At 63.2% G+C, this 11558-nt stretch carries 10 protein-coding genes; 6 read left to right on the top strand and 4 right to left on the bottom strand.

From position 1 onward, the window contains the following. The first annotated feature begins 36 nt into the window (after nucleotides 1-36). From IPL79_11105 to IPL79_11085, 5 genes are all read left to right on the top strand, one after another. Nucleotides 37-387 carry a protein kinase gene (locus tag IPL79_11105; protein MBK9071536.1) on the top strand — a complete coding sequence of 117 codons (351 nt, stop codon included), beginning with the start codon at nucleotides 37-39 and terminating at the stop codon, nucleotides 385-387. Then, nucleotides 294-4001 carry a protein kinase gene (locus IPL79_11100; protein MBK9071535.1) on the top strand — a complete coding sequence of 1236 codons (3708 nt, stop codon included), beginning with the start codon at nucleotides 294-296 and terminating at the stop codon, nucleotides 3999-4001. The genes IPL79_11105 and IPL79_11100 overlap by 94 nt, the downstream gene beginning before the upstream one ends. A gap of 70 nt (nucleotides 4002-4071) precedes the next feature. Beyond that, on the top strand, nucleotides 4072-5235 hold the full coding sequence (locus IPL79_11095; GenBank protein ID MBK9071534.1) for a hypothetical protein: 1164 nt from the start codon (nucleotides 4072-4074) through the stop codon (nucleotides 5233-5235). 122 nt (nucleotides 5236-5357) lie between these two features. Further along, entirely contained in the window at nucleotides 5358-5870 is a 513-nt protein-coding gene (locus tag IPL79_11090; protein ID MBK9071533.1) for a hypothetical protein, read from the top strand. A gap of 125 nt (nucleotides 5871-5995) precedes the next feature. Further along, nucleotides 5996-6403, top strand: a complete 408-nt coding sequence (locus tag IPL79_11085) for a hypothetical protein (GenBank protein ID MBK9071532.1) — start codon at nucleotides 5996-5998, stop codon at nucleotides 6401-6403. On the opposite strand, the gene IPL79_11080 is transcribed toward IPL79_11085, so the two are convergent. Genes IPL79_11080 through trpS form a run of 3 tightly spaced genes read right to left on the bottom strand, consistent with a single transcriptional unit; the run spans nucleotide 6351 to nucleotide 9639 of the window. Further along, a complete protein-coding gene (locus tag IPL79_11080) occupies nucleotides 6351-8183 on the bottom strand; it encodes an ATP-dependent DNA helicase RecQ (protein MBK9071531.1) in 1833 nt (610 codons plus the stop codon). The genes IPL79_11085 and IPL79_11080 overlap by 53 nt on opposite strands. Before the next feature lie 58 nt (nucleotides 8184-8241). After that, nucleotides 8242-8655, bottom strand: a complete 414-nt coding sequence (locus tag IPL79_11075) for a hypothetical protein (GenBank protein ID MBK9071530.1) — start codon at nucleotides 8653-8655, stop codon at nucleotides 8242-8244. A gap of 3 nt (nucleotides 8656-8658) precedes the next feature. After that, the gene (gene trpS, locus IPL79_11070) at nucleotides 8659-9639 is read right to left on the bottom strand and encodes a tryptophan--tRNA ligase (protein MBK9071529.1); all 981 of its coding nucleotides are present in this window, start codon (nucleotides 9637-9639) and stop codon (nucleotides 8659-8661) included. Between the two features lie 266 nt (nucleotides 9640-9905). Here trpS and IPL79_11065 point away from each other — a divergent pair, with 266 nt between their 5' ends. Continuing rightward, nucleotides 9906-11000, top strand: coding sequence for a YXWGXW repeat-containing protein (locus IPL79_11065; protein ID MBK9071528.1), 1095 nt, complete (start codon nucleotides 9906-9908; stop codon nucleotides 10998-11000). On the opposite strand, the gene IPL79_11060 is transcribed toward IPL79_11065, so the two are convergent. Beyond that, entirely contained in the window at nucleotides 10997-11530 is a 534-nt protein-coding gene (locus tag IPL79_11060) for a GNAT family N-acetyltransferase (protein MBK9071527.1), read from the bottom strand. The genes IPL79_11065 and IPL79_11060 overlap by 4 nt on opposite strands. Between the last annotated feature and the right edge of the window lie 28 nt (nucleotides 11531-11558).

Genomic DNA, 11558 nt, shown 5'->3' with positions numbered 1-11558 from the left:
GCTTCGTGTAACCGCCTTACGCTAGGATGGCACGCCGTGACAAGCTTGGTCGGTCGACGCGTCGGGGAGTTCGTGCTCCGCGAGCAAATTGGGGAGGGTGCCTTTGGCGCGGTGTTCCTTGCCGACCAGCCGACGCTTGAGCGCGAGGCCGTCGTCAAGATGTCCTTGCAGTCGGGGGCGGAAAACCCCGAGCGCGTGACGCAATTTCTTCGTGAGGCACGCCTCGCCTCGCGCATCGATCATCCGTTTGCCGCGCACGTCTACGCCTTCGGCGCCGAAGACGATGGCGCGCTGTGGATTGCGATGGAACTTGTCCGCGGCACGTCGCTCGCCGACATGCTCGGCAAGAACGGCCCGTTGCCGCCCGAAAAGCGATTCCGCTCATGACGCGCCTATGCGAGGTCATTCACACCGCGCACGAGCACGGCATCGTTCACCAAGACATCAAGCCGGGCAACGTGATGGTGATCGCGCGCGCCGGCGCCATGTTTCCCAAGCTGCTCGACCTCGGCATCGCCAGCGAGCTCAATCGCGCGATAGGCCTTGAGACCAAGGTCTCGTCGCTTCACAGCAGCGGCGAGCTGCCGCTGCCCCCAATGACGGCCAGCCTCAAGCGCTCGACCAGCGTCGGCACGCCGCTGTATATGGCGCCTGAGCAGTGGGTGCCGGGCGCGCCGATTACCACGCAAACCGACGTCTATTCGCTAAGCGTGATGGCGTACGAGCTGCTCACCGGCAAAACGCCGTTTAGCGGCAATACGGTGCTCGAACTCGCGGTGGCGCATGCGCGCAAAAAACCTCCTGAATTGCCTGAGGCCCTGCACCTATTCCAAGACGTGCTGCACAAGGCGATGGCCAAGCGCCCCAAAGATCGCTACGCCAGCGCCGTCGAATTTGGAAACGCGCTGCGCGACGCCTCGGGGCTCTCGATTGACGCGGTGAACCTGCCAAGCGTCGACCCCATCACGCGCGACGAGGTGCTGGTCGGCGCGCCGCAGCCGGTGGCGGAAAGCGTCGCCGCGCTCGATGCCGCGCGGACGCCGGCGCAACTGCGCGCCGCGCTTTGGCAAACCACCACCACGCTGACGCAGTTCACCGGCGCGCTCGCCATCGCGCTGCGCCAACGCACCTCGGGGCGCCATAGCGACGCGCCGGTCGTCGCCGAGCTATTTCGCGAGCTTTCCACCGGCACGCTAACGGCGGAACAGTGGTGGACGCTGGCCAAGGAGCTCATGCGGCCGTTTGCCAAGGCGCCCGCGCTGTGCCCCATGCCCGAGCTGGTGGAGCTGTTCTTCGAGCGCGGCAGCGAGCTAAAAACCGCCATGGATGCGTTGCTTACCGCGCGCGCGACAGATCCAGGCGCGAAGGCAACCGCTGAAGAAATCCGCACGTACTTAGTTGGCGCCATGGCCATCATGGGGCAGGTGCTGCGCGCGTTGAAGTTCCTCCACGATTACACCGTGGCGGTCGCAGATGCCGGCAGCGTCGAAAGCTGGATGGGGTTGCGGCGGCCGCAGCGCAGCTCGGTCGAGACCTTGGGCGACGTGCCCGCGGGCGCCGTCGTCATCGACCGCAACGGCGGCTTTGTCTGCGCGCTTGGCCCTGCGATTGAATGTGCCGAACCCAGCCCCGGGGCGCCGCGCGAGTTGTTTTTGCTCATAGGCGCCACGGCCGGCAAGGCGCGCATGATGGCGTCGCCGCATCCGCTAGAGATTCGCCGCAGCGGGGTGTGGGAACAACTTGGCATCAGCACCGATGCGGCGCAGGCGGCGGCGCAGGCGGCGCGCGGCGATGAGTCGCCGTACATGGGCTTGTCTACCTTTTCGGCCAATGACGCCAGTCGTTACTTTGGTCGCGAAGCCGAGGTGCTGTCGTTTATCAACCGGATGAACGAACGGCCGTTTATCGCGGTGGTTGGTCCATCGGGTTCTGGTAAGAGCTCGTTTATCCAAGCCGGTGTCGTGCCCAATATGCGCGAGCCGCGCACCGTGGTGCTGATGCGGCCGGGCGCGGATCCGTTCGGCGCGCTCGCCTTTGCGCTTGGCAACGTCGGCGTCGCAGTGACGCGCGATGAGGCCGGTGATTTGGCCGTTATTCTGTCGCGCCTCTCGGCCCGCGTCGATGCGCCGATGCCGCTTCTCATCGTCGACCAGTTCGAAGAACTCGTGACCTTGTGCGCCGATGAAGCCGAGCAGCAGCGCTTTGCCGAGTTGCTGCTTGCGCTCGCCGCCTCGGGCCAGGCCGCCGTCATCACCACCTTGCGCGACGACTTCCTCATTCGCATCGCGCAAATCCAGGCGCTGCGCGACCGCCTTTCGGGCAGCCTGCACTTGCTCACGACGCCGACCGAGGACGATTTACGCCGCATCTTGACCGAGCCGGCGCGCCAGGTTGGCTTTGAATTTGAAGACGACGAACTAGTCAGCGAAATCACGCGCGAGGTGTCGCATCAATCCGCCGCGCTCGCGCTGCTATCGTTTACCGCCTATCAGTTGTGGCAATTTCGCGACAAGCATTTTCGCCGCTTGTCGCGCAAGGCCTATCACGAGCTCGGCGGCGTCGGCGGCGCGATGGCCTACCACGCGGAGTCGGTCATGGCCGAGCTCACCGAGGCCGAGCGCCCGGTCGTGCGCGAAATTTTTCGCCACCTCGTCACCGCCGACGGCACACGCGCCATCCTCAGCCGGCCCGAGCTGTTGCAAGTCTCCGGCGGCGACGCCGCAGCGCCGGTCTTAGAAAAACTAGTCACCGCGCGCTTACTCGTCGCGCAAGAAGGCGCTGGCGGCACCGAGCGCATCGAAGTTATCCACGAAGCCATCTTAGAGGCCTGGCCGCGCCTGGTGAAATGGCGCCGCGAAGACGCCGAGGGCGCGCGCCTGCGCGATCAACTTCGCGCCGCCGCCAAGCAATGGCACGAACGCGGCCGCCCGCGCGGCCTGCTCTGGCGCGACGAAGCCCTCGCCGAGTACCAAATGTGGCGCGCGCGCTATCCGGGCGCCGTCACCACCGTCGAAAACGACTTCGGCGTCGCCTCGGTGGCGCTCGACAAGCGCACGCGCCGTATCAAGCGCGCCTTGCTCGCTACCGCCATCACCGCACTCGTCATCGGCCTCATCGTGCTCTTTCAAGCCAACCGCCGCACCGAGGCGCAACGGCAAAAAACCCAAGCCATGCTCGACGCCGCACGCTACGAGAAAGGCCGCGATCTCGCCGTCCAGGGCAACTGGCGCGAAGCCGCCAAGTCGTGGGTGCAATACCTCGACAGCAAGCCCATGGACGCCGGCATTCGCTTCATGGCGTCGCGCGCGCTTGCAGAATCGCAACGGGTCATTTGGGCAACCGATTCAGCCGTGTCCGATAGCGCCGTAACGTTTATTAAACGCGCCGAAATTGGCCTGGTGGCGGGTTTTGAAAACGGAAGTGTGGCGGTGCTCGATGCCACTACGGGGCTCACGCGGTGGACAGCCAGGCCGTACACCGAACCCGTATTCGATGCGCAAGTGATCGATGGTGCGATTTATTCTCAGTATGGTGCGGGCATCGCCAAATTTAGTAATGACGGCAAACCACTCGAAGCGGGCTTGGCTGGGACAGGTTTGACTTCATGTGCTTCATCGTTAGTAACCCTAAACGATGCGGCGGAATCGACCATCGTGACGACACGCATGCCTTCGGGTGAGGAGGTCTCAGTTGATGTCGGCGAATTCATCAATAACATTGATTGCATTGGCGGAAACAACCTCATCCTTGGCAATGGCCACGGCCCCAATCAGCTAAGAAACGGCAAGCTAGTGCCGCTTTCATCGCACCAACATAATGGCGCGTTACAATATGCGGTCAGCGGAAATGGAGCGTATTTTGCAGCGGCGTATCGCATGCCAAACGATATCGAAGTCTTTGATGGACACACCCTGAAATCCCTTGCTCTTTTCAAAGGGTCATGTCAGCCCCCCAACTCTTTTGTCGCTCAGTGCGGGCGGGCGTTTCCTGTTTTCGGCTGATAGCACGGGTGATACGCGAATTTGGCAACTCGAAGGCGGATCCTTCCAACTGATACCTCATGCCAGCAGCGTGACGGGCGCGGTTGTATTTGATGATGGCACGGCGGTAACGGCGGATATTGAGGGTTCCGTGCGCATGTGGGCCGACGATGGCACCTTGCTAGCCACGGTGGACGAAAGCAGCCGCGTCAGCAAGGTGGTTGCAGGACCTGGGCGTTCCCTGTTTATTGGCTACGGCAATGGGCTGATTCGCAAAGTTGATTTCGCCTCGACCGACGTGCAACGCTATGTGCCAGTCGAGGGCAGTCGATGGTGTGTGGAAGTCAATCGCCTCGGCCAGCGGTTGTCATGCATCCGCCCTCTAAAAGTCGATGTGGTTGGCGCCGATGGCCGCCAAGAAAAGGTCCTTGATTCAGGTCTCAGTGAGGACGATTCGCCGTCCGTGTCGCTCTCCGATAGAGGAGCGATTTCGGTGGGTGCCCAACGAGGCACAACGTTTAGGCTTTACTTGCCGGACGCCGCCAGCTGGATTGTTGTGCAGTCAAACGCACCAGTAGAGCGAGCGGTCTTGCTAAATGATCGCGATTGGCTCGTGGGCCTTGGCGATGGCAAGCTGCAGGTTTGGGATCAGCAGGGGCAACTGTTGCGAACCATCCCCGGAGTTTCAAAAACGGCAAGCTGGGCCATCGCCACCCATCCGACCAAGCCGTGGGTAGCGGTGCATGATGGGGAAGATCCGCGTACGCTCTTGGTGATCGACGTAGCAACCGGTGCAATCGAGGCTAGGCTAAGCAACGGAGAGCAGTCTTCGATTGCATTGCAGTTTTCGCAAGATGGAACGCTCCTAATTGCTGGAGGTGATGACGGCATCTTGCGAGTTTGGGATGTGACGGCGGAGCGCTTGCTTAGATCGCTAGTTGGGCATCGAGGCAACATCAGGGCGGTGACGTCATCGGCATCCGGCCAGATTGTGTCGATTGGGGAAGATGGCGTCATTGTGTGGAATGGTGAGGACCTAGCGACCGATGTTTCGCCCATCCTTTCCCGCCGCAACGTCAGCGCGCTGTGGTCCTTGCTACGAAGCGCCGCTAGCGGGGACTCGTATTGGGTCGGAAATGGCAAGTCGCTGCGGGAGTGGGATAACTCGACGCTTCCCGCTGACCATGACGACGCGCTAACTCGTTGGATCCGTTGCGCCGCCAGCTCGCAGTCTATTTGCACTTGGACGCCATAGGTAGGTGCACTCCAAAGCACAGCAGGCCTTATTTGCACTTCATTTCCCGTATCTGGCAAGTAATTTCAGCAAGTTACCTATGGCATCAGACTTGCTTAGTCTTAGTGTCGGAGGATAACAAAATGAAGAAGATTATAATGAGCGTGTTCGCAGCGGTGGCGTTAGTGGGTTGTATCAGCGCCGAAGACGACCTGGTTTTGGAAGAGGACAGCGAAGCCCTCTGCACGCGTAACTGCAACAACAGCGGCGAAAACGGATTTACATATCCGATCGGGACAGCTGGCATTAACAACCTTAAGGCGGGGTTTAACCACGTTCAGGGTTATCAAAACAACACGTGCGCAGTTACCCCACTGTCGCTTATGGAGAAAAACATGGCTTGCGGCGCTTGGGGCGCTGTGTTTGAACCAAACGGGTCCTTCACAATCAAGCAAGCCCAATTTACGATTTTTAATGATAGTACAAATCCTGGGTGCCCGTCTGGCTACGTGGCGACGTACTACGTGCGCCACCCTGTTGCTCTGGGTTGTCAGTATGTTAATCCGTTTTCAACCCCAGGTTCGGGCTATCTGAGGAAGTGCGTTAGCTCAACCGTTCCGCAGACCGACATAATTGACTGGCAATGTCCTAACTAACACCTAGTGAGACTTAGGATTTAAGTACTAAGTGACTAAGGCGCCTGTAGCAACAGGCGCCTTTCTTCATTTTCGGCGACGCGGCCGCGCCTTGCGCCCGCGGATACCTCGTGTTAGGCAGCCGCATGCAAGACTCGGTGGTTTTCGCGGTGGTCGGGGTCATGGTGCTCGTAATCGCGTCGCAATGGATGCTGCGCGGCGCGTTTATCAAGCTGTCGCGGGAGCAGAAGATTCAGATGATCGAGACGTTTGAGCCCAAGGGGCGCATGCGCTTGGTCTTTGTCGCAGTGTTGGCGCTCGCGCTCATTGGCGGCCTGACCTTTGCCAAGAAGAGCGCACCTTTTGGCATTTCCATGGTCGCGCTAATCATCGCGTATTACGGCTTCATCATTTTTTCAAACGTCCGCCACGCGCGCGACCTTGGGTTCCCCTTGGCCTTCCGCCGCTCGCTCGCCATCTCGGGCGCGCTGCGCACCGGCGCTATCGGCGCGATCTTGGCGCTCTTGATTTCCCAGCTCGTCGCGCGGCCGTAGAAGGCATGGGCGCCGCGCCAGCGGTTGGCGTTTGCGTGAGCCACTTGCGGCCCTGCGCCGTGCACGCGACGGTTGGATATTCGCCGGTGCTGGTCGCGACGTAGCCCTGCTGCTCGAGCCAGCGCATGGCCTCAAACAGCGATTCTTGCTTGTTGCGACGCAACTTGCCGCGTTCGGGCAACTCGGCCAACCGCGGGTCGTCGTCGGTGCCGCGGGCCACGGCGATCACGCGCTTGCGGCCAAAGCGGCCGCCCAACGCCGCGATCACCGCGAGCAAGGTGTGGCTGACCACCTCGTCGCCGCCTTGCGCTTGGCCATAGACCACTTGGTCGCAGCGATCGCAAAAGCCGCACGTGGTCTGTGGCAGCGCCCACGCCGGGTCGCCAAAGTAGTGCAGCAGGTATTGACGGCGACAGGTGGAGGCGCCGCAATAGTCAAGCACGCGGCGGAATTTTGCGTGTTCGGCGGCGGCGCGGCGCGAGTAAAGCTCGGGATCGAAATCGGCAAACTGCCCGGGTGAGGGCTTCTCGGCCAGCCAAACGTCGTTTTCGGCGCGAAGATACCCGTGGCGCTCGAGGATGCGCAGGGCGGCGTCGATGGTCATCTCGTGCACGCCCTTGCCGAGCTCGCGCTGCAGCGCCGCCGTCGCCTGCGCCAGCCCCACCGCGCCTTCGCGCAAGACCTTCCACACCGTGCGCAGCACGTGGGCATCGGGCGCCGAGCTGTCGATCAAAAATTGCTGCAAGCGAATGTCGGCGCGGGCAAATAAGATCAGCGCGCGCGCCGCGGCGCCATCGCGGCCGGCACGCCCCGCTTCTTGGTAGTAGGCCTCGAGCGTGCGCGGCACGTCGGGATGAATCACCAGCCGCACGTCGCTCTTGTCGACGCCCATGCCAAAGGCATTGGTGGCAACCATCACGTCGACGTCGCCATTCATGAACGCCTCTTGCGCCCGGCCGCGCTCCTGCTCGCCAAGCCCGGCGTGGTAGAGGCCCACCCGCATGCCCGCGGCGGCGATGGCGTCGCGATATTCCTCGGCGCGCTTGCGCGTCGACGCGTACACGACGCCGACGCCGCCCTCGCGCGTGCGCAGCAGCTCGACCATGCGCGGCACCTTTTCGTTGAGGTGCGCCAGCGGCTCCACGGCCAAGTGCAAGTTCGGCCGGTCAAACCCATAGAGATGAAACTGCGGCGCTTCCATGCCGAGTTGATGCGCGATGTCGGCGCGAACTTCGGGCGTGGCGGTCGCCGTAAACGCGGCGATCCGCGCCGGCGAAAGCTCGCGCGCCACCGCACCCAGACGGCGATACTCCGGGCGAAAATCGTGGCCCCACTCGGAAATGCAGTGCGCCTCGTCGATCGCCAAAAGCCCAAGCGGCGCCTTCATGCCGCGCAGCGCGTCCAAAAAACGCGGGCTGCGAAAACGCTCGGGCGCGACATACAGCAGCGCCAACTCGCCGCGCAAAAACTGCCCGAGCACGACGTCGCGCTCGTCGCTGCTATCGCTGCTGGTCAGCGCGGCTGCCGCGACGCCGCGCGCGCGCAGCCCATCGACCTGATCTTTCATCAGCGCAATCAGCGGCGACACCACCAAGGTCGCCTCGCCGCGGCCATGCAGCACGACCGCCGGCAGTTGATAACATAACGACTTGCCACTGCCCGTTGGCATCACCGCGACGACCTGTTGTCCCGAAAAAATATCGGCAATGATCTGCGCTTGCCCCGGGCGCAGCGTTTCATAGCCAAGCGCGGCGAGGCCGCCGTGGAGGGCATCGCTCACGGCGCCGCCTGTGGCGTTACCGCGCCGTAGCTGCCAAGCTCGACCCACCAAGCGCCGTTTAGCTTGACCAGGCTAAGCTCATTGCGGCCCGCCTCGCTGGTGATCGGCACCATCGCCGATCTCCGCGAATGACGGCGTCACCGACCTGCACCGGCGCGAAGCGATCGGTCTCGCTGATCGATATCATGTCGAGCGCCTCATAACGCCGGCTGCCGCCGACCAAGTTGGTCGCGCGCTCCGCCTGCGCCGCGAGCCGTGCCCGCGTGGCAGGCGACAACAGCGCAAACACCGCCTCGCGGTCGCGCGCCTTGCTCGCCGCGACAAATTGCGTCGCGACCTCTTCGGGCGCACTGGTGTTCCACCGACAACTGCGCCCCACCACGGCGGCGGCCAAGGCAAACGCGGCCACGGCGGTCGCGCCCGCGACCAGCACGCGGTGTTTGCCCATCGGCGCAAAGGCCAGCACCGACATATCTTACCGCCAAAGCCCTAAACGCTGGCGCACCTCGTCCATGGTTGCCATCGCGATGTCGCGTGCGCGCTTTGCGCCGTCGTAAAGCACGTCGCGCACCTCGTCAGGTCGCGCCACAAAATGCGCGCGGCGCTCGTGGTACGTCGCAAAATGTGCCTCGATGTTATCGGCGAGCTTGCCCTTGCAATCGACGCACCCAATGCCCGCGGTGGTGCAGCCTTCGCGCACCCACGCCTGATCGTCGGCACTCGAAAAATAGCGATGCCACGCGAACACGTTGCAGTCGTCGGGATTGCCCGGATCTTCGCGGTTAACCCGCTTCTCATCAGTGACCGCGCGCGCTAGCAGCTTGCGCAGCGGCTTGCCCTGCGTCGCCGAAAGCGGAATGTGATTGCCGAGCGACTTTGACATCTTGGCCTTACCATCGAGCCCGACCACCTTGGGTACTTCGGTGAGCAGCGCCTCGCACTCGGGAAACACCTTGCCCCAGCGATGGTTAAAGCTGCGCGCGATGCGCCGCGCCAGCTCGATGTGCTGCACCTGGTCTTGGCCAACTGGCACCAATTGCGCGCGATAGAGCAAGATGTCGGCGGCCTGTAGCACGGGGTAATCAAATAGCCCGGCCGTAATATTGTCGGGTTGGGTGAGCGACTTGTCCTTGAACTGCGTCATGCGCTCGAGGTCGCCAAAGCCCGTGACATTGTTAAACACCCAGCACAGCTCGGTGTGCTCTGGCACCATTGACTGCACGAACAAGATCGAGCGCGAGGGATCGATGCCCAGCGCGAGCAGATCGAGCACCATGTCGAACACCCGTTTTGGCATCTCTTTGGGGTCGTATTGCTGGGTCAGCGAATGGTAGTCGACGACGCAAAAAATGCTGCGAAAACGCTCCTGCTGGGCGGTCCAGTTGCGAACGGCCCCAAGGTAGTTACCCAGGTGCAAATCGCCGGTTGGCTGGATGCCAGAAAAGACCGTTTTCATTGGATCCTTAGTACTTGGCAGCCCCAGAGGCGTCAATGTGCCGTGATCTCTGTAAGCGCCCGATGTCGCACAAATGCGCCGCCCTGGCGCTGTTGCAGCGCCTTCACAGTGTGACGCGTCGAGGCGCAATGGTGGGCGCTAACCAAGCAGAAACAAGGCCTTGTTGGCGGGCGCAGGCGGTCCCCGAAGCTGGTATCTTGCTTGCATAGTATTACGGCATAGTGGCAACATTGCGGTGTTAGCCACTGATGAAAGCGAAGGTCACCATGAAAACGCCTCTCAAACTGCTCCACTTGACTACGGCCTCCCAGGCCCTAGGTAAGGCGCTCGGCGCCCTCGCCTTGGGCGCGTTGGCGACCAGTTGCGTCGCGACGACGCGTCCGGTGAGCTATGGCTATAGCGCGGGCTATTCCGCCGGCTATGGTACGGCCGGCTACTCGGTGGCCGTCGGTACGCCATCGCCATACTACGTCTCGACCTTGCCCCCCGAACCGCTCTACGAATCGATTACGGACGCCCCATCCCACGGCTATTCGTGGATCTCCGGCTCGTGGCATTGGAACGGCGCCGAATGGGTGTGGATTTCTGGTCGCTGGGTCTCCCAGCAATCGGGTTACGTCTACGTCCAGCCGTATTACGATTACAGCAGCAGCGGCCAATACGTTTATTACCCGGGCCATTGGTCGCAGCACGACCGCCTGCCGTCCGGCTGGCACGTTTCCAACCCAGGCGGTGGCCGTCCGCCGACCGCGGTGCGACCACCGTCGCCGACGTATGTGCCGCCGCAACGTCCGGCGACATATCCGACCCAACCTGGGCGCCCGGGCACACCTTCGCCGACGTATGTGCCCCCGCAGCGGCCGTCGACCTATCCAACGCGTCCGTCGCCGACGCCAGTGGCGCCAGCGCCGACGTATCGCCCACCGCAGCGCCCCGCGCCAACGCCGACGCCGGTAGCCCCGCCGCCGACGTATCGCCCGCCGCAACGCCCCGCGCCAACGCCGACGCCGGTAGCCCCGCCGCCGACGTATCGCCCGCCGCAACGCCCGGCGCCGACACCGGTGCGGCCAACCACCATCGCGCCACCGCCAGAGCCGCCGCGCACCACGGTGCCGCCATCGGTACGGCCTGCGCCACCTGCGCCAACCCCGGTGCAACCACCGACGTATCGCCCGCCGCAGCGTCCTGCACCAACACCGGTTCGCCCACCACAAGGCCCATCGACGACGGCGCCACCGCCAGCGCCGCCGCGCGCGACGGTGCCGCCATCGGTGCGCCCTGCGCCGCCTGCGCCACAGCCAGCTAAGCCGGCGCCAACTCGCCCATCGCGGCCTTCGAAGAACGATCGCGACGACGACTAAGTCGCGGCGCGCGTGGGGCGCAGCGCATTCGCCGCTGGCCGCACCATTTCGACATGCCAGATGCCGTCTTCGAGATATGGCGCGCCGGGCTGGGTGACAAAGCCCAAGCGGCCGTAGAAGGCCTCCAAATAGCGCTGCGCGCCGATGCGAATCGGTGAGTCCGGAAATCGGACATCAAGCCGCGCGACGCTGGTTTGCATGAGCAAGACGCCGGTGCCCTGACCGCGCCATTCCGGGGCGCAGACCACGCGGCCGATGCTGGCCTCGGCATACTTGATGCCTGGGGCAAACAGGCGCGCACACGCGGCCATCAGGCGTCCACGCGGCGTTGCCAGGTGCAGCGGCTGCGATGGCGGCGAGCGATCGGCTCGGGCTGCGGGCTCGTCCCACGCGAACACATGCTCGGCGTCGTCGTCATAGCCGTCGCAGTCCAAGTACGCCGCCACCTGCTCGACGACAAACACGCGCTGACGCAGCGCCATAATCGCGTAGAGTTCATCGCGGGCTAGCTCGTCAAAGCGCTTGATCATCCAGTGCACGCGGCGATGGTGGCACGCC

The sequence above is a fragment of the Myxococcales bacterium genome (genome assembly GCA_016716835.1).
In the GTDB taxonomy this organism is placed as follows: domain Bacteria; phylum Myxococcota_A; class Polyangia; order Haliangiales; family Haliangiaceae; genus JADJUW01.
This window is presented reverse-complemented; position numbering and strand designations above follow the sequence as displayed.